Here is a 17,483-nt window from a genome sequence, read left to right on the forward strand (position 1 = left end):
CGCTTCCCATGCCGCCCGGACGTCCGGTCGGTTTCGAAGACTGTGCGGCATGTTAGGTGCAAAGGTCGTCGGCGGTGGGTGCAGCAAGTCTCGTGCGCCCTGTGATGTTGATCACGATCTTCTTCAGGGCTACTCCCTGGCGGCACAGAATGAAGCTGCCATTCAGGCTGTGGGTGGTCCCGTCGGGCTTAAATGTAATATGTCGCTGCTGACGAAAGTTTCGCCATCTCCAGGAGTGGTTCGCTGAAACATTGGTGACCCGTAATGCAATATCGTCGGTCGCGTCGAATGCGCCATTGCCGTCGATATCGTTGAATATCAGCACCTCGCCGCTCCAATCTTGTAATCCATCGCAACCTGAGGTTCCGGCACAGACGCTGACTGGACGCCGGCTTGTTATCGCCCGGCTGCGTGCGAAGTTGAGGTCAGCCAAGAGCTGATTAACCTGCGTACGTTGTCTGACGGAATCGAGGGCGGCGGTAAAGCTTGGTATCGCGAGCGCTAGCACAATGGAAAGTACGACGAGGGTCAGAAGCAACTCGATAAGCGTGAAGCCTTGATTCTGGTTCGGCATGGTGCAGTTCCTTTGCAAGTATCATGTTCGCCGTCCTGGCAGTACCGCTTTATTTCATTTAATTAATGAAGCACGGCCTTTGTAGACCAGCGCTGCGGTGAGTCCAAGGATAAATGGCTGAAATTGTGAACCTGAGTGCCGGAGGCTGCGTGAAGCAACATGTGATTGTGGTGGGGGGCGGCGTTATCGGCCTGCTGACAGCTTACAAACTGGCTACTGCAGGCGCGCCGGTAACGTTGATCGAGGCATCTGCAACAGGCAGCGAAGCCTCCTGGGCTGGCGGCGGGATCGTTTCGCCTCTGTACCCGTGGCGCTACAGCCCGGCGGTTACGGCGCTGGCGCATTGGTCGCAGGATTTCTATCCGCAGCTTGGCGAGGGGCTTCTGGAAGAGACGGGGGTGGACCCCGAGGTGCATGTGACGGGCCTCTACTGGCTCGACCTGCACGACGAGGCCGAGGCGCTGAGTTGGGCCGAGCGCTATGACCGACCGTTGCAATCGGTGTCGATGGAGACCGTGCACCAGGCAGTGCCTGCGCTGGGTGAGGGTTACGAGCGTGCCGTCTACATGGAGGGTGTCGCCAACATTCGCAATCCCCGTCTGCTCCGTGCCTTGCGCGAAGCGCTGCGGCAGTTGCCGAATGTGGATGTGATCGAGCAGTGCCCGGTCGAGGGTTTCCTCCGCGACGGTTCGCGCATTGTGGGCGTGCAGACGGCGCAGGGCGAGATGCGGGCGGATCAGGTTGTAGTGGCGGCGGGCGCATGGAGTGCACAGCTGCTGGCGACGCTGGGGCTGGAGATTCCGGTCAAGCCGATGAAGGGGCAGATGATCCTCTTCAAGTGCGCCGAAGACTTCTTGCCGAGCATGGTACTGGCCAAGCGGCGCTATGCCATTCCGCGGCGCGACGGCCATATCCTGGTCGGCAGCACGCTGGAAGATGTCGGCTTCGACAAGACGCCCACCGAGGATGCGCTGCAAAGCCTGCGAGCGACAGCAATCGAATTGCTGCCCGCGCTGGCCGACGCGCAAGTGGTCAAGCACTGGGCAGGTCTGCGGCCCGGTTCGCCGGACGGCGTGCCTTATATAGGACCGGTGAGCGGCTTCGATGGGCTGTGGCTGAACTGCGGGCACTTCCGCAACGGGTTGGTACTGGCGCCGGCGTCCTGCCAGCTGCTGGCGGACCTGATGCTCGGCCGCGAGCCGATCGTCGATCCAGCGCCTTATGCGCCAGCCGGGCGTCTTGCTGATGAGAAGGGCTGATCGGTTCTTCGCCGTGCTCCAGCCTCACGAAGTCCGGGCTTCGATCCCGCTGCCCGGACTCTGTCCTGCCACCAACTCGCATTGCTGGTAAATTAGCCGGCACTTCGGCTCTGCCAGGCAGAGCCAGATTGGCGAGTGAGGTTTGTGTGGCGAAGAAAACCACTTCCCTGGCCGGCCTTAGCGGGCTGGTCTATTCCACCGATGCCGGCCGGCATTGTCCCGAGTGCAGTCAACCACTGGGCAGTTGCATCTGCAAACAGAGCGTCCTGCCCGAAGGCGACGGCATTGCGCGGGTGCGCCGCGAGAGCAAGGGCCGAGGTGGCAAGACGGTGACGACCATCAGTGGCGTGCCCCTGCCGGAGAGCGAGCTCAAGGAGCTCGCCAGCGCGCTGAAACGCCGCTGCGGCACGGGCGGTGCGCTGAAGGAAAGCGTCATCGAGATTCAGGGCGATCATGTCCAGCTGCTGCTCGACGAACTCGGCAAACGCGGCTTCAAGGCCAAGAAGTCCGGTGGCTGATGTCGCTGTGACCGCCTCACCAATTTTCACCTTTTCACGCATATCGGCTGTCGAAGCCGCATAGCCTTCGCCGGGCGCATCTGCCTGAGGCGAAACGTTCAATTCTTTCCGGGAGGCTTCGATGCCCGTACGACGCACACGTAAAGATGACGGCAGCCAGTGGACCGCTGCCGATAGCCGCAGCATCTATGGCATTCGCCACTGGGGTGCCGGTTACTTCGCGATCAATGATCAGGGCAACGTCGAGGTTCGCCCGCAGGGCCCCAGCGGCGAGCCGATCGAGTTCAACGGGCTGATCGAACAGCTGCGCGAGGCGGGGCTGTCGCTGCCGCTGCTGGTGCGGTTTCCCGGCATCCTGCAGGACCGCGTGCGGCGCCTGACCGGAGCCTTCGACGCCAACATCGAGCGCATGGAGTACGCCGGCAAGTACACCGCGTTGTACCCGATCAAGGTCAATCAGCAGGAAGCGGTGGTGGAGAACATCATCGCCACGCAGAACGTTTCCATCGGCCTGGAGGCAGGCTCCAAGCCGGAGCTGATGGCGGTGCTGGCGCTGGCGCCGAAGGGCGGCACCATTGTCTGCAATGGCTACAAGGACCGCGAGTTCATCCGCCTGGCGCTGATGGGGCAGAAGCTCGGCCACAATGTGTTCATCGTCATCGAGAAGGAGTCCGAGGTCGGCCTGGTGATCGAGGAGGCCAACGAGCTCAAGCTGACCCCGCAGGTCGGCCTGCGTGTGCGCCTGTCGTCGCTGGCGTCTTCGAAGTGGGCCGATACCGGCGGCGAGCGCTCGAAGTTCGGCCTGTCCGCGGCGCAGCTGCTCTCGGTGATCGAACGCTTCCGCGCAGTCGAAATGGACCAGGGTATTCGCCTGTTGCACTTCCACATGGGCTCGCAGATCGCCAACCTGGCCGATTACCGCCAGGGCTTCCGGGAGGCCATCCGCTATTACGCCGAATTGCGTGCACTCGGGCTGCCGGTCGATTACATCGACGTCGGCGGCGGCCTGGGTGTCGACTACGACGGCACCCACTCGCGCAATGCCAGCTCGATCAACTACGACATCGACGAATACGCCGGTACCGTGGTCGGCATGCTCAAGGAGTTCTGCGAGGCACAGGGCCTGCCGCACCCGAACATCTTCTCCGAGAGCGGCCGGGCGATGACGGCGCATCATGCGGTGCTGGTCATGCAGGTCACCGACGTCGAGCGGCACAACGACGAGTTGCCGGTGATCGATAATTACGACGATCTGCCGGAAATCGTCCAGTCTCTGGCCGATCTGCTCGGCCCGACCGACCCGGAAATGGTCACCGAAACCTACTGGCGCGCCACTCACTATATGAGCGAGTCCAGCGCGCAATACGCCTCCGGCAAGCTGACCCTGGCGCAGAAGGCGCTGGCCGAGCAGAGCTACTTCGCCATCTGCCGTCGTCTGTACAACCAGCTCAAGGCCCGTCAGCGCTCGCATCGGGCGGTGCTCGACGAGCTCAACGACAAGTTGGCGGACAAGTACATCTGTAACTTCTCGGTGTTCCAGAGCCTGCCGGACACCTGGGCGATCGACCAGATCCTGCCGATCGTGCCGCTGCAGCGGTTGACCGAGGAGCCGGTGCGGCGCGCCGTGCTGCAGGATCTGACCTGCGACTCGGACGGCAAGATCAAGCACTACGTCGACGAGCAGAGCATCGAGAGCAGCATGCCGGTGCACGAGGTCGCGCCCGGCGAGGAGTATTTTCTCGGCGTGTTCCTGGTGGGTGCCTATCAGGAGATTCTCGGCGACATGCACAACCTGTTCGGCGATACCGATTCGGTGAACGTCTATCAGCGAGAGGACGGCAGTTACTACCACGCCGGCATCGAGACCCACGACACCATCGAGGACATGCTGCGCTATGTGCACCTGTCGCCCGAGGAGCTGATGACCTACTACCGCGACAAGGTCGCCAGCGCCAAGCTGAGCGCCAAGGAGCGCACGCAGTACATCGACGCGCTGCGCCTGGGCCTGACGCGTTCGTCCTACCTGACGCCCTGATGGGTGCCCGGCGTCAGCCGGGCATGACGCCAAAGCCCCGTGCCATCAGCGCCGCCAGCAGGGGAATCAGCGCGAGCAGCAGCAGCTCCAGGCGGATGGTCAGCTTGACCCACCTGGCGCTGCCGCTCGAGACGGTCGGCGCCTGGCCTGCCGTGAGCGCGGGTCGCCAGCGCAGGAAGGTCAGCGTCGGGTAGATGGACAGGACGGCGACGACCACGAACAAACCGACCTTGGTGTGAAAGAAGCTGTTCTTCAGGTAGTAGTCCAGTCCCTTGCCGTAGAAGACTGCCCGGGCGATGCCGCTCGCCAGCACGGCCGCGGCCGTGATGCCAAAGGCTATGTCGATGCGGAACAGGCTGCGCGCGCGCTCCAGCGTCAGCGGCTGGCGGAATAGCTGATGCTCCAGCAGCAACAGGGCAAAGAGCAGGAAGATCGCCAGAAAGTGCAGGTAGGCGGCAATGGCATAGGCCATGTTCAGCATCCTTCGGAATGGGTGGTGCCAGGCGTGCTCATGGTAAACCAGGCGCCGCGGCGCTGCAGACGCAAGGCGAGCACGCCCAGGCAGATGCCGCGCGTCAGCATGAAGGCGAGAAACGCCAGCCACAAGCCGTGATTGCCGAGCCCCTGCAGCAGCCAGCCCAACGGCAACGTCAGCGCCACCGCCAGCAGCATGCTGTCGCGCATCTCCCGGGCGCGGGTGGCACCGATGAACAGGCCATCGAGCAGATAGCTCCAGACCGCGATCACCGGCAGCGCCGCCAGATAGGGCAAGTAGGTCAGCGCGGTCTGGCGCACTTCGGGTATGTCGGTCTGCAACTGGATGAACAGCTGGCCGCCGAACAGAAAGAACAGGCCGAAGGCGATGCTGGCCAGCAATGACCAACCCCCGGCAACCACCATCACCCGTTGCAGTGCGTTGCGGTCGCCTGCACCGATGGCATGCCCGCTCAAGGCTTCCACCGCATGGGCCAGTCCGTCGAGGGCATGCGCGGTCAGCAGCAGGCCGTTGAGCAGCAGGGCGTTGGCGGCGACTGTGGCATCGCCCAGGCGGGTGCCCTGCACCGTGACCAGGAAGAACACCAGCTGCAGTGCCAGCGAGCGCAGGAAAATGTCGCGGTTGACCGCCATCAGCGGGCGCCAGCTTGTCCAGTGCCGCAGCGCGCGAGTGTCGAGTCGGCCGGGATAACGCGCCAGGGCCTTGCGAGTAAGGGCCAGGCCAAGCAGCGCGCCGCTCCATTCGGCGATCACCGAGGCGCGAGCGGCCCCGGCCACGCCCCAGTCGAGGCCGAGCACGAACCACAGGTCCAGCGCGACATTGCTGAGGTTGGTCGTCAGCAGAATGGCCAGCGGCGCGCGGGCGTTCTGCGTGCCGAGAAACCAGCCGATCAGTGCATAGCTGGCGAGCGCGGCAGGCAGGCCGAACAGGCGCGTGTGGAAATAGTCGCGGGTCAGGTCGTTCAGTTCCGCCGAGGGCTGCATCAGCTGCAGCGCGGCGCCCTTGAGCGGCACACCGAGTGTGCCCAGCAGCAGGGCGAAGCCGACGGCCAGCAACAGACCCTGCAACAATATCTGGCGCAGCGCGCCGCCATCGTTGCGGCCAGCGGCCTGGGCGGCGAAACCGGTCGTGCCCATGCGCAGGAAGCCCATCACCCACACCAGCAGCGTGTACAGGCTGCCGCCAACCGCCACCGCGCCCAGCTGGTGAACGTGCGGCAGATGGCCGATCACGCTGCTGTCCACCAGCGCGACCAGCGGCACGGACAGGTTCGACAGGATCATCGGCGCGGCCAGAGCCCACACCTTCTGATGCGTGGGCGCGTGGCGCCAGGCGGCAAGCATGCGGGACATTACGGGCCTCCGGGACGGCCCGGCACTATACGTGGCCTGTGGGAAAAGAGGAAAAACCGCAGTGCCCGGGGCGCACCGGGCGATGTGTCGGCGCGATCAGTGAATCAGCCAGCTCAGCAGCCACAAGCCGAGGAACAGCCAGACCAGCCCGCCGATGATCGAGCCGCGGAAGAATGAGCGAACGGCCGCGACCAGCAACAGCAGGCCGATAACCAGCGCGACCAGGCTCAGCAGCGAGCGGTCCATTCCCAGCGTGCGGGAAAGCCCCTCGAGGAAATTGTGTCCGGCTCTGGCAAAAAGGCCGAAGAAGTCGCCCAGTCCCTCGACAATGAAACGTATGACTGCGCCCAGCGCCTGTCCCAGCCATTCGAAGAATCCTTCTACCCGCATGTATCACTCTCCTGAACGTTCGATTGCGGCGCGCAAGCGCAGCCCTGGGTATTTGGCTGCAGGCCGGGACCGAGAGTTCAATTGGTCAAGCCGGAACAAAGCCGCAATGGGGCGGTCGGTATGAGGCTGCGTAGTCTCTGGCGAGCCCCCCTGTGCCCCTGCCTTCATTCCATTGCAACAACTCCCGGGCAGCCTGTCCGGTATTCCCTGAGAGAGAAACCTGATGATGCGAGCCCTTGCCCGAGCGCAACTGGGACGAATCGCGACGCTGCGCCCGGCCTGGATATATGGCGGCGTTCTGTTCGGCTTGCTGTATGCCGCCCTGACGCTGCATCTGGACGAGCGCCTGTTCTATACGCTGAAAACCGCCTGGCATGAGCACAGCTGGGAGCGGCGCAGCCTGTGGCTGCCGGAATACCGGGTGAAGATCGATGCGCTGCCCGTGGCTACGGTTAAGGACAACCTGTCCGGGCTGACCTACGACGAGCGTCGCGGCCATCTGTGGGCTGTGGTCAACAACCCGGAGGAGCTGCTGGCGCTGGGTCGTGATGGTGAGTTCATCGCCCGCTATCCGCTGCAGGGCTTCGAAGACGTCGAGGGCGTGACCTATCTGGGTGACGACCTGCTGGTGCTGACCGAGGAACGCCAGCAGGCGCTGGTGGTGGTGCAAGTGCCGAACCTGGCCGGCCCGCTGCGCCGCGCCGATGCACGCTCCATCACGCTGGCGCTGAACGAGGCGGACAACACCGGTTTCGAAGGCGTCGGTTACGACCGAGCGGGCGATCGTCTGTTCGTGGTCAAGGAGCATTCGCCGCGCAAGCTCTATGAAATCCACGGCATCAAGCGCAGCCTGGCCGGCGACATGGACATCAAGATCATCGACCGCCAGGCCTCGATCGACAAGCTGGACATGGCCAGCGACCTGTCGTCGGTGCATTTCGACGAGCAGACCGGTCACCTCGTGTTGCTCAGCGACGAGGCGAAGATGATGCTGGAGCTGGATGCCGAGGGGCGAGCTGGTCAGTTTCCGCTCGCTATGGCGCGGTTTCGCCGGCCTCGAGCGCAGCGTGCCGCAGGCCGAGGGCATGACGTTCGACGCTCAGGGCAATCTCTATCTGGTCAGCGAGCCCAATCTGTTCTACGCCTTCGAGCATCAGTGAGAATGACCTGGCTGTGCAAACCTAGCCACGCTGGATCAGCCAGACTCCGGCGAAGATCAGCAGCAGGCCGGCGACCTTGCCCAGGCTGATGGGTGACTGACGAAAGCCGGCCCAGCCGAAGTGGTCCAGCAGCAGGGCGACGAACAGCTGTCCGGCCAGCAATAGCGCCATGAACAGCAGCGCGCCGGTGCGCGGTGCGGCGAATGCAGCCGTGGCGATAAAGAAGGCGCCCAATAGGCCGCCACACCAGTGCCACCAGTGCAGGCCCTTGAGGGTCTGCAGCGCCGGGATATCGCGCTGCACTGCCACGATGACGAACAGCGCCAGTGTTCCCACGGTGAACGAAAGCAATGCCGCGCCCATGACGTTGCCGAGCTGGCGCGCCACCTGACCATTGATCCCGGCCTGCAACGGCAGCATGGCTCCGGCAATGAACGGCAGGGTGAGCAACCACCAGGCAACAGCAGGCATTTCGGGTCTCCGGGATCAGGGGCGCGACAGTATGGCGAGCACGGCGACCGCTCGCCAGCACCCTGACAGATTCGGGCATTTCGTTCAGCGTGGTGGATACTGCGACAGCACCCGCGCCACCAGCTCGCGCATGCTGCCGGCGCGTTGCTCGGGGGTGCCCTGGCGGCTGCTCAGGGTCTGCTCGGCGCTGCCACGCCAGACCAGCTTGCCATCGGTAGCGTCATACAGGTCGATCTGCAGTGTGCCGACCTGATAGTCGATGGTGCGGGTATCGGTGAACATCGGCCCGCCCCAGTAGCCGTACCAGGGATAACCCCATGCGCCGGATGTGGTCGTGTATTGCTGGGTTCGCTGGTCGACGATGTACCAGGCCTGCACCTGCACGCCGGCCGCGGCACTCGCCGTGGCGGGCCGCAGTCCGCGCTGGTCCAGTTGCTCGGCAATGGCGTCGCGGATGCGCTGCTCGGTGAGGTCGCTCTGTATGCGCGGGTCATCCGGACGGTACTGCAGCGCCGGCTCCTTCCAGCTCCAGGCGCGATAGGCGGAGAAATCCCGTGTCGGATCGAAATCGCGCTGCACCTGCGGGCCCTGGCAGGCGACGAGGGCGAGGAGTAGGGGAATCAGCAACAGGCGGCGGAACATGATCGTTCTCCAGGGAAGGGTCTGCTCAGTCTAGGCCCGGCGCCTTCGTTCGGCGCGTAGCCACTTGCCGCACTCAGCGCGGCGGATAATCGGCCAGCGCCCGCTCGACGGCCTGGCGCACCGCATCTTGCTGCTTGGCCCTGCTGCCGCTCAGGCGCGCTTCGGCACGATTGCTCCAGACCGATTGCCCGGAGGCCGCATCGAACATCTCGATGCGCACCGAGACGACTTCCTCCTCGTAGTTGCGCACGATGGGCACACTGGTGCCGACGCCATACCCGGTGCCGTAGCCACCGCCATAACGGCCTACGCCGACATGCGGGCCGTAGCCGTAGTTGTCATAGGTCTGGCGGACTCGGGTTTCCTTGCTGGCGCTGGCGCTGATCCGTACATCGCCCGGAGCATTGCCCGGTGCCGGGCGCAGGCCATGTTGATCGAGGGCGCCGGCGACCATTTCCTGCAGTTCTTCACCGCTGATCGAGGCCGTGCCCGCTGGCGGGCTGCGCCAGCTCCAGTTCTGGTAACTGGAGAAGTCCCGTGGCGCGGCCGGGTAGGTGGGCGCCTGGATCTGTTCCACCGGAGGGGCGGGCGGGATCGGCGCCGATTCATCTGTATAGGGGTTCTGGCTCTGGCAGGCCGCGAGGGTCAGGCAGAGCAAGGGCAAGAACGCGCGGGTCGACATGGAAACCTCCCGGCCGGCTCAGCGTGGCCGGCACAACCAGTGCAAATAGCGCCCGAGGCCGGCGAAGGTGGGGTGGCGGCGGTAGGCCAGTTCCATCTCGATGAGGTCGGCCGGCTCGGTGCGGGCCTGGAAATCGGCGGGCATGTAGTCATGGAAAACGCGCACGCCACTGCTGGATTCGACCTGCCAGTGCGGCGCGAGTTGCGCGGCCAGTTCGCGTGGGTCCAGCGGTTGCTGCGGGGTCAGGCTCTGCCGCTCGCCGGCATAGGTCTGGCTGCGCAGCTTCTTGAAGTGGCCCTTGAGCAGGTTGCGGTAGATCAGCGCATCGCGGTTGTAGAAGGCCAGCGACAGCCAGCCATCGGCCGCGGTTAGGCGGTGCAGCACCGGCAGGATCGCCTGGGGCTCGGCGAGCCACTCCATCACGGCGTGGCAGATGACCAGGTCGAAGCGGCCGTCGACATGCGCTTCCACCTCCTGCCAGGGTGCCTGGATGAAGGTGGCCTGCTGACCGGCGTCGGCGAACTGCTGGCGGGCGCCTTGCAGCATCGGTTCGGCGGGCTCGGCGAGGGTGACCGCATGTCCCTGCTGCGCCAGCCAGAGGCTCATATGGCCGAGCCCGGCGCCGATGTCCAGCACCCGCAGCGGGCGCGGCGGCAGGATCTCGGCCAGGTCGGCCTGCAGCACGGCCAGGCGGATCGCGCCCTTGGCGCCGCCGTAGATCTTCTCGGCGAAACGCGTCGCCAGCTCGTCGAAATGGCGGTCGCTCATCGGACGAAGCGCCGCTCGTTGTCGGCCAGCTTGTCCAGCAGCGCCTGTTCCATGTCGATCCCCAGCTCGCTGCACATCAGCAGCAGGTACATGAGGATGTCGCCGACCTCCTGGCCCGCGTGCTCGAGCTTGTCGACCGATAGCTGGCGCGACTCGTCCTCGGTCTGCCACTGGAAGATTTCCACCAGCTCGGCCATTTCCACGCTGGCGGCCATGGCGAGGTTCTTCGGGCTGTGAAAGCGCTGCCAGTCGTTGCGATCGCGGATCGCATGCAGGCGCTGGGTGATCTGTTCGATGTTCATCAGGGGAGGCGGGCTGTTCGAAAGACGACAAGCTTCCGCCAGTGCGTCGGCGCCCGCAAGAGGGCGTCAGCCGCGACGGACCTTCAGCTCGCGCTCGATGGCGATCACGCCGGGGCGGTAGTCGCCCTGTTCGATGGCGCGAATGGCCTGCTCCAGCACCTGCTCGGCGATCTGCGCGTGCTGCTGGGAAATCGCGTTGACCCGGATCGGCAGGAAATCCAGCAACTGCGCATCACCGAAGGTGCCCAGCCGCAGCTGTTCGGGCCATAGCAGGTTGCGCTCGCGCAGCGCGTCGAACACGCCTTCCAGCAGCACGTAGGCGGTGGTGATCAGCGCATCGGGCAGCGCGCCGCGGTCGAGCAGGGCGAGCATCTGCGCGCGGCCGCAGGCGCGGCTGAACTGCTCGGCACGCAGGATGCTGACCGGCCCGCGGTGCTGCGCCAGTGCCTGCTGGAAACCTTACCCGCGCTGCTGGCTGATGCGCAGCGCCGGGCGCGCGCTGATCAGGGCGACATGCGCCTCGGGCGGCACGTCCAGCGAGCGGGTCAGCTGCGCGCCGGCTTCGCGGTCGTCGCTGACCACCGAACAGAAGTGCTCGGCATCCAGCGCACGGTCCAGTGCGATCACCGGCGTGCTGGTCGCCTGGACCTTGCGATACCCGGCATCGTCCGCCGGCAGGCAGCTGGCGACGATCAGCGCATCGCAGCGTCGCGAGCGCAGCACCTGGATGAGCTGGCGCTCGGTGTCCGGCTCGTCGTCGGTCCCGGCGATCAACAACTGGTAACCGCGCTGTCGCGCACGCTGCTCGAGCAGCTTGGCCAGGCGTGCATAGCTGGGGTTTTCCAGGTCCGGCACGATGAAACCGAGGGTCCGGGACTGGCCGCGGCGCAGCCCGGCGGCCTGCTGGTCGAGCTGAAAACCCTGCTGCTCGGCGACCGCCAGCACGCGCTCGACCGTGGCTGGACTGATCCGTCGCTGCGCGGCCTTGCCGTTGAGCACGTAGCTGGCGGTGGTTACCGAAACGTTGGCGAGGCGGGCGATGTCGGTCAGTTTCAACTGGGGGCCTAAGACGGGTGGTATGAACTCGGGCTTCTAGAATTACCCAATATTGCGTAATGTGCCAGCCTTGGCTGAAACGTTTCAGCAGCTCCCAGGTCTGAAGCGCCAGCCCAGGATTCGGGCAATGCCGGCGCGCCGTCGGCCACAACAATCGCGAGCCCCGCAGGAGTTCTTCATGCTTGAGTTGAATGCGCAGCACATCCACATGCATCAGGTCGCGGCGGACAAACCGGCCGCGCTGGCCCTGCTCGGCGAGGTGCTGGTTGCCGACGGGCTGGTGGCGCCCGGTTACCTGGACGGCTTGCGCGCACGTGAAGCCCAGGGCTCGACCTTTCTCGGCCAGGGCATCGCGATTCCCCATGGCACCCCGGAAACCCGCGATCAGGTGTTCACCACGGGCGTGCGGCTGCTGCATTTTCCGGAGGGCGTCGACTGGGGCAACGGCCAGCAGGTCCACCTCGCCATCGGCATCGCCGCGCGTTCCGACGAGCATCTGCGTCTGCTGCAGCTGCTGACCCGCGCCCTCGGCGAGGGCGACCTCAGTGAGGCGCTGCAGAACGCCGAAAGCCCCGAGGCGATCATCGCGCTGCTGCAGGGCGCGCCGCAGGAACTGGCGCTCGATGGCGAGCTGGTGGGGCTGGGCGTCGCCGCCGAGGACTTCGATGAGCTGGCCTGGCAGGGCGTCAAGCTGCTCAAGCGCGCCGAATGCGTGGTCTCTGGCTTCAATGCCGGGCTCGCGCTCGACCAGGCCTTGCCGCTGGGTGAGGGCCTCTGGTGGCTGAGCAGCGAGCAGTCGGTGCAGCGACCGGGGCTGGCGTTCGTCACACCCGCCGCGTCGCTGGATCATCACGGCCAGCCGCTCAACGGCCTGTTCGTGCTGGCCAGCCTCGGCGAAGCGCACCGGGCGATGCTCGAGCGCCTGTGCAACCTGCTGATCGAGGGGCGCGGCGCGGAGCTGAGCCAGGCGACCTCCAGTCGCACAGTGCTCGAAGCTCTGGGCGGCGACGTGCCGGCGGACTGGCCGAGCGCCCGCGTGCCGCTGGCCAATGCCCACGGCCTACACGCACGGCCCGCCAAGGTGCTGACCGAGGTCGCACAGGCCTTTGCCGGCGAGATCCGCTTGCGCCTGGCCGGCAGCCAGAGCGCGGGGGTGTCGGCCAAGAGCCTGAGCAAGCTGCTGGCGATGGGCTCGCATCGTGGGCAGGTGCTGGAGTTCATCGCCGAGCCCTCGATCGCCGACGATGCCTTGCCGGCGTTGGTGCGCGCGGTGGAGGAAGGGCTCGGCGAGGAAATCGAGCCGCTGCCAGTCGGCGGGGAACCGGCGGAGCCGCCAGCTGCCACCGTGCAACTGCATGAAGCCGCCCAGGACGTGCCCGCCCTGCGGGCCGGCGAGCAGGTGATCGGCATCGCCGCCTCGCCCGGCATCGCCATCGGCCCGGTGCTGATGCGCAAGCCGCAGGCGATCGACTATCCGCGGCGCGGCGAATCGCCCGCTGTCGAGCTGCAGCGGCTCGACACGGCGCTGGACAAGGTGTTCGCCGAAATCGGCACGCTGATCGCGCAGAGCCAGGTCGCCAGCATCCGCGACATCTTCACCACTCACCAGGCCATGCTCAGGGATCCCGCCCTGCGCGAAGAGGTGCAGGTGCGCCTGCACAAAGGCCTCAGCGCCGAGGCGGCCTGGATGGAGGAAATCGAAAGCGCGGCGCAGCAGCAGGAGGCGCTGCATGACCAGCTGCTCGCCGAGCGTGCGGCCGACCTGCGCGACGTGGGCCGCCGCGTGCTGGCCTGCCTGGCCGGTGTCGAAGCTGAGCAGGCCCCGGATGAGCCCTACATTCTGGTGATGGACGAGGTGGCGCCGTCGGACGTCGCCACCCTCAATGCCCAGCGCGTCGCCGGCATTCTCACCGCCGGCGGCGGCGCCACCTCGCACAGCGCCATCATTGCCCGGGCGCTGGGTTTTCCGGCCATCGTCGGCGCGGGGGCCGGTGTGCTCGGCCTGGCGCCCAACACCCTGCTGCTGCTCGATGGCGAGCGCGGTGAGCTGCTGGTGGCGCCGAGCGATACGCAGCTCGAACAGGCCCGGGGCGAGCGCGCCGCGCGGGAGGAACGCAAGCGCCTGGCCCATGAGCGACGTCTGGAGCCGGCGATCACCCGTGACGGCCATCCGGTGGAGATCGCTGCCAACATCGGCGCCGCCGGCGAGACGCCCGAGGCGGTGGCGCTCGGTGCCGAGGGCATCGGCCTGCTGCGCACCGAGCTGGTGTTCATGAACCACGCTCAGGCGCCGGATCAGGCGACCCAGGAAGCCGAATACCGCCGTGTACTGGAAGCCCTCGAAGGCCGGCCCCTGGTGGTGCGCACGCTCGATGTAGGCGGCGACAAGCCGCTGCCGTACTGGCCGATGCCGGCCGAGGAGAACCCCTTCCTCGGCGTGCGCGGCATTCGCCTGAGCCTGCAGCGCCCGGACATCCTCGAAACCCAGCTGCGTGCCTTGCTCGCCTCCGCCGACGGCCGGCCGCTGCGGATCATGTTTCCCATGGTCGGCAATATCGAGGAATGGCGCACTGCCAAGGCGCTGGTCGATCGCCTGCGCGTCGAACTGCCGGTTGCCGACCTGCAGGTGGGCATCATGATCGAGATCCCGTCCGCCGCGCTGATCGCGCCGGTGCTGGCGCAGGAAGTCGATTTCTTCAGCATTGGCACCAACGATCTGACCCAGTACACGCTGGCCATCGACCGCGGCCACCCGACGCTGTCCGGCCAGGCCGATGGGCTGCACCCGGCCGTGTTGCGCCTGATCGGCATGACGGTGGAAGCCGCCCACGCGCAGGGCAAATGGGTGGGTGTCTGCGGCGAGCTGGCCGCCGATGCGCTGGCGATACCCATGCTGGTGGGGCTGGGCGTTGATGAGTTGAGCGTGTCGGCGCGGAGCATCGCGCTGGTCAAGGCGCGGGTGCGCGAGCTGGACTTCGCCGCCTGCCAGAGGCTGGCTCAGCAGGCCCTGATGTTGCCCGGCGCCCATGAAGTGCGCGCCTTCGTCGGGGAGCATTGCTGATGGCGCGCGTACTGACCGTCACCCTCAATCCCGCGCTGGATCTCACCGTGCAGCTGCCCGCGCTGCGCCTGGGCGAAGTCAATCGCAGCGACAACCTGCAGGTCCATGCCGCGGGCAAGGGGCTCAACGTCGCCCAGGTCCTGGCCGATCTCGGCCATCAGCTGACCGTGACCGGCTTTCTCGGCGAAGCCAATGCGCAGCCTTTCGAGCAGCTGTTCGCCGCGCGGGGCTTCGCCGACGAATTCGTCCGCGTGGCGGGTGAGACCCGCAGCAACATCAAGCTGGCCGAGGCGGATGGGCGGATTACCGATATCAATGGCCCGGGGTTGGAGGTCGGTGGCGCCCAGCGCGACGAGCTGCTCGCCCGCCTCGAACGCCTGGTGCCGGGCCATGAGCTGGTCGTGGTGGCCGGCAGCCTGCCGCGTGGCGTCGACAGCCACTGGTTCGTGGAGATGCTGAACACGCTCAAAGCGCTCGGTGCGCGGTTGGCGTTGGACACCAGCGGCGCGGCGCTGCGCGAGGGGCTTGCGGCCAAGCCCTGGCTGATCAAGCCCAATGAAGAGGAACTGGCCGAGGCGCGTGGCCGCCAGCTGGTCGATCCGCAGGCCCTTGGCCGCGAAGCCTGGCGGCTGCAGGTCGAGGGCGTCGAGCACGTCGTGATGTCCCAGGGCGCCGCGGGGGTCAGCTGGTTTTCGCCGGCAGCCGCCTGGCATGCCCAGCCGCCGAAGGTGCGGGTGGTCAGCACCGTGGGCGCCGGGGATTCGCTGCTGGCCGGCATGCTCCACGGTTTGCTGGCGGGTTGGCCGGCCGAGCGAACGCTGGCGCATGCCACGGCGATTGCCGCTCAGGCCGTCGGCCAAATCGGCTTCGGCATCACTGATCGGGCGCAACTGGCCGAGCTTGAAGCGGCCGTGCGGCTGCAGCCGCCCAGCCAATAATTACAAGAGGTGAAGGAATGAATCTGCTCATCATCACGGCCTGCCCCAACGGAATGGTCACCAGCGTGCTGACCTCGCGCCTGCTCGAAGCCGCGGCTCATCGCCTGGGCTGGTCGACCGCCGTGGAAGTGCATGATCCCAAGGCCATCGGCTCGCCGCTTACCGCAGACCAGATCTCCAATGCCGACCTGGTCGTGGTGGTCAAGACCGGGCCGCTGTCGCTTGCGCGTTTCGTCGGCAAGCGCGTCGTGCAGTCGACCCCGTCCGAGGCGCTGCTCGACCCGGAAGGCTTCCTGCGCAGCGCCGCCGATACCGCGACCGAATTGCGGCAGGTCGACGAAGCCGACGCCGCGCCTTCCGCCGGCAAACCCAAGCTGGTGGCCATCACCGCCTGCCCGACCGGCGTGGCGCACACCTTCATGGCCGCCGAGGCGCTGCAGCAGGCGTCGGCGCGCAAGGGCTACGACCTGCAGGTGGAGACGCGCGGCTCGGTGGGCGCGCGCAACGTGCTCGACCCCCAGGCCATCGAGGCGGCCGACGCGGTGCTGCTGGCGACCGATATCGAGGTGGACGTCGCCCGTTTCGCCGGCAAGCGCGTGTTCCGCTGCGGCACCGGTGTCGCACTGAAGCAACCGGAGGCGACGCTGGATCGCGCGCTGCAGGAGGCGACCGTGCTCGGCGGTGGCGCTACGGCAGGCGCCGCGACAGGGGAACAGAAAGCGGAGAAGACCGGCGTCTACAAGCACCTGCTGACCGGGGTGTCCTATATGCTGCCGATGGTGGTGGCGGGCGGTCTGTTGATCGCCCTGTCGTTCGTCTTCGGCATCGAGGCGTTCAAGGAGGAGGGCACGCTAGCCGCTGCCTTGATGAAGATCGGCGGCGAAACAGCCTTCCAGCTGATGGTGCCGCTGCTGGCCGGCTACATCGCCTATTCCATCGCCGACCGCCCGGGCCTGGCGCCCGGCATGATCGGCGGCTTGCTGGCCGGCACGCTCGGCGCGGGCTTCATCGGCGGCATCATCGCCGGTTTCGTCGCCGGCTATGCGGCCAAGGCGGTGAGTCGCTGGATTCCGCTGCCGGCCAGCATCGAATCGCTCAAACCGATCCTGATCATCCCGCTGCTGGCCAGCCTGGTGACGGGCCTGGTGATGATCTACATCGTCGGCACGCCGGTGGCGAAGCTGCTCGCCGGGCTCACCGAGTTCCTCGACACCATGGGCACCTCCAACGCCATCCTGCTCGGGCTGCTGCTGGGCACCATGATGTGCGTCGACCTCGGTGGGCCGGTGAACAAGGCGGCCTATGCCTTCTCCGTCGGGCTGCTCGCCTCGCAAAGCTACGCGCCGATGGCCGCGACCATGGCCGCCGGGATGGTGCCGCCGATCGGCATGGGCATCGCCACGCTGATCGCCCGGCGCAAGTTCGCCCAGACCGAGCGCGAAGCCGGCAAGGCCGCGCTGGTGCTGGGTTGCTGCTTCATCTCCGAGGGCGCGATTCCCTTCGCTGCCAAGGACCCGCTGCGGGTGATTCCCGCCAGCATCGCCGGTGGTGCGCTGACCGGCGCGCTGTCCATGGCGTTCGGTGCCAAGCTGCTGGCGCCCCATGGCGGCCTCTTCGTGCTGCTGATCCCCAACGCGATCAACCATGCATTGCTCTACCTGGTCGCGATCCTGGCCGGGAGCCTGCTGACCGGGGTGGTCTATGCGCTGATCAAGCGGCCCGAGACTCAGCCGCTTGCGGTCGGTGCTGCCGCCTGACGGCAGGCCAAAAGGGCTGAAC

Annotated in this window: 15 protein-coding genes and 2 pseudogenes; 7 read left to right on the forward strand and 10 right to left on the reverse strand. The window is 66.4% G+C overall.

Translation table 11 applies throughout. The annotated features are described in order from the left end of the window. Positions 1–52: 52 nt before the first annotated feature. Positions 53–574, reverse strand: coding sequence for a GspH/FimT family pseudopilin (locus HZR81_RS03640; RefSeq protein ID WP_500127363.1), 522 nt, complete (start codon positions 572–574; stop codon positions 53–55). A gap of 149 nt (positions 575–723) precedes the next feature. Between HZR81_RS03640 and thiO the strand changes: the two genes are divergently transcribed. The 3 genes from thiO (at position 724) to speA (ending at position 4,386) form a co-directional block, all read left to right on the forward strand. Further along, entirely contained in the window at positions 724–1,833 is a 1,110-nt protein-coding gene (gene thiO / locus HZR81_RS03645; protein WP_500127364.1) for a glycine oxidase ThiO, read from the forward strand. A gap of 146 nt (positions 1,834–1,979) precedes the next feature. Continuing rightward, a complete protein-coding gene (locus HZR81_RS03650; RefSeq protein WP_500127365.1) occupies positions 1,980–2,351 on the forward strand; it encodes a translation initiation factor Sui1 in 372 nt (123 codons plus the stop codon). 121 nt (positions 2,352–2,472) lie between these two features. Further along, entirely contained in the window at positions 2,473–4,386 is a 1,914-nt protein-coding gene (gene speA, locus HZR81_RS03655) for an arginine decarboxylase (RefSeq protein WP_500127366.1), read from the forward strand. Positions 4,387–4,399: 13 nt separating this feature from the next. Here the strand turns inward: speA and HZR81_RS03660 are convergent, their stop codons facing one another. From HZR81_RS03660 to HZR81_RS03670, 3 genes are all read right to left on the reverse strand, one after another. Further along, entirely contained in the window at positions 4,400–4,858 is a 459-nt protein-coding gene (locus HZR81_RS03660) for a DUF2214 family protein (RefSeq protein ID WP_500127367.1), read from the reverse strand. Between the two features lie 2 nt (positions 4,859–4,860). Further along, positions 4,861–6,234 carry an MATE family efflux transporter gene (locus HZR81_RS03665; protein WP_500127368.1) on the reverse strand — a complete coding sequence of 458 codons (1,374 nt, stop codon included), beginning with the start codon at positions 6,232–6,234 and terminating at the stop codon, positions 4,861–4,863. A 96-nt stretch (positions 6,235–6,330) separates the two neighbouring features. After that, a complete protein-coding gene (locus HZR81_RS03670; RefSeq protein ID WP_063544321.1) occupies positions 6,331–6,624 on the reverse strand; it encodes a hypothetical protein in 294 nt (97 codons plus the stop codon). A 226-nt stretch (positions 6,625–6,850) separates the two neighbouring features. Between HZR81_RS03670 and HZR81_RS03675 the strand changes: the two are divergent. After that, positions 6,851–7,784 (forward strand): annotated as a pseudogene (locus HZR81_RS03675) (SdiA-regulated domain-containing protein). Positions 7,785–7,805: 21 nt separating this feature from the next. Here HZR81_RS03675 and HZR81_RS03680 read toward each other — a convergent pair. The 6 genes and pseudogenes from HZR81_RS03680 to cra form a co-directional block, all read right to left on the reverse strand. Beyond that, a complete protein-coding gene (locus tag HZR81_RS03680; RefSeq protein ID WP_063544323.1) occupies positions 7,806–8,255 on the reverse strand; it encodes a DMT family transporter in 450 nt (149 codons plus the stop codon). A gap of 84 nt (positions 8,256–8,339) precedes the next feature. Continuing rightward, complete coding sequence (locus HZR81_RS03685) at positions 8,340–8,897, reverse strand: DUF4136 domain-containing protein (protein ID WP_500127369.1); 558 nt, start codon at positions 8,895–8,897, stop codon at positions 8,340–8,342. A 73-nt stretch (positions 8,898–8,970) separates the two neighbouring features. Continuing rightward, on the reverse strand, positions 8,971–9,579 hold the full coding sequence (locus HZR81_RS03690) for a DUF4136 domain-containing protein (RefSeq protein ID WP_440552832.1): 609 nt from the start codon (positions 9,577–9,579) through the stop codon (positions 8,971–8,973). An 18-nt stretch (positions 9,580–9,597) separates the two neighbouring features. Beyond that, entirely contained in the window at positions 9,598–10,347 is a 750-nt protein-coding gene (locus HZR81_RS03695) for a methyltransferase domain-containing protein (protein WP_500127370.1), read from the reverse strand. Beyond that, complete coding sequence (locus HZR81_RS03700; protein WP_125883180.1) at positions 10,344–10,649, reverse strand: nucleotide pyrophosphohydrolase; 306 nt, start codon at positions 10,647–10,649, stop codon at positions 10,344–10,346. Before HZR81_RS03700 ends, HZR81_RS03695 begins: the two co-directional genes overlap by 4 nt. A 66-nt stretch (positions 10,650–10,715) precedes the next feature. After that, positions 10,716–11,705 (reverse strand): annotated as a pseudogene (gene cra, locus HZR81_RS03705) (catabolite repressor/activator). Positions 11,706–11,883: 178 nt separating this feature from the next. Between cra and ptsP the strand changes: the two are divergent. The 3 genes from ptsP to HZR81_RS03720 are packed head-to-tail and all read left to right on the forward strand — an operon-like array spanning position 11,884 to position 17,461. After that, positions 11,884–14,766 (forward strand): phosphoenolpyruvate--protein phosphotransferase, encoded by a 2,883-nt coding sequence (gene ptsP, locus HZR81_RS03710; RefSeq protein WP_500127371.1) that lies wholly within the window; start codon positions 11,884–11,886, stop codon positions 14,764–14,766. Next, positions 14,766–15,704, forward strand: a complete 939-nt coding sequence (gene pfkB / locus HZR81_RS03715) for a 1-phosphofructokinase (RefSeq protein WP_500127372.1) — start codon at positions 14,766–14,768, stop codon at positions 15,702–15,704. The genes ptsP and pfkB overlap by 1 nt, the downstream gene beginning before the upstream one ends. 17 nt (positions 15,705–15,721) lie before the next feature. Next, on the forward strand, positions 15,722–17,461 hold the full coding sequence (locus tag HZR81_RS03720) for a PTS fructose-like transporter subunit IIB (protein ID WP_500127373.1): 1,740 nt from the start codon (positions 15,722–15,724) through the stop codon (positions 17,459–17,461). Positions 17,462–17,483: the final 22 nt, after the last annotated feature.

It is taken from the genome of Pseudomonas sp. LM13, from assembly GCF_041381355.1.
Lineage (GTDB): Bacteria > Pseudomonadota > Gammaproteobacteria > Pseudomonadales > Pseudomonadaceae > Stutzerimonas > Stutzerimonas frequens.

What these genes read in the sequence shown, in the direction of transcription:
- HZR81_RS03640 (WP_500127363.1), bottom strand. Translation starts at nt 574, where the DNA reads ATGCCGAACCAGAATCAAGGCTTCACGCTTATCGAGTTGCTTCTGACC.
- speA (WP_500127366.1), top strand. Translation starts at nt 2,473, where the DNA reads ATGCCCGTACGACGCACACGTAAAGATGACGGCAGCCAGTGGACCGCT.
- HZR81_RS03660 (WP_500127367.1), bottom strand. Translation starts at nt 4,858, where the DNA reads ATGGCCTATGCCATTGCCGCCTACCTGCACTTTCTGGCGATCTTCCTG.
- HZR81_RS03665 (WP_500127368.1), bottom strand. Translation starts at nt 6,234, where the DNA reads ATGTCCCGCATGCTTGCCGCCTGGCGCCACGCGCCCACGCATCAGAAG.
- HZR81_RS03670 (WP_063544321.1), bottom strand. Translation starts at nt 6,624, where the DNA reads ATGCGGGTAGAAGGATTCTTCGAATGGCTGGGACAGGCGCTGGGCGCA.
- HZR81_RS03680 (WP_063544323.1), bottom strand. Translation starts at nt 8,255, where the DNA reads ATGCCTGCTGTTGCCTGGTGGTTGCTCACCCTGCCGTTCATTGCCGGA.
- HZR81_RS03685 (WP_500127369.1), bottom strand. Translation starts at nt 8,897, where the DNA reads ATGTTCCGCCGCCTGTTGCTGATTCCCCTACTCCTCGCCCTCGTCGCC.
- HZR81_RS03690 (WP_440552832.1), bottom strand. Translation starts at nt 9,579, where the DNA reads ATGTCGACCCGCGCGTTCTTGCCCTTGCTCTGCCTGACCCTCGCGGCC.
- HZR81_RS03695 (WP_500127370.1), bottom strand. Translation starts at nt 10,347, where the DNA reads ATGAGCGACCGCCATTTCGACGAGCTGGCGACGCGTTTCGCCGAGAAG.
- HZR81_RS03700 (WP_125883180.1), bottom strand. Translation starts at nt 10,649, where the DNA reads ATGAACATCGAACAGATCACCCAGCGCCTGCATGCGATCCGCGATCGC.
- ptsP (WP_500127371.1), top strand. Translation starts at nt 11,884, where the DNA reads ATGCTTGAGTTGAATGCGCAGCACATCCACATGCATCAGGTCGCGGCG.
- pfkB (WP_500127372.1), top strand. Translation starts at nt 14,766, where the DNA reads ATGGCGCGCGTACTGACCGTCACCCTCAATCCCGCGCTGGATCTCACC.
- HZR81_RS03720 (WP_500127373.1), top strand. Translation starts at nt 15,722, where the DNA reads ATGAATCTGCTCATCATCACGGCCTGCCCCAACGGAATGGTCACCAGC.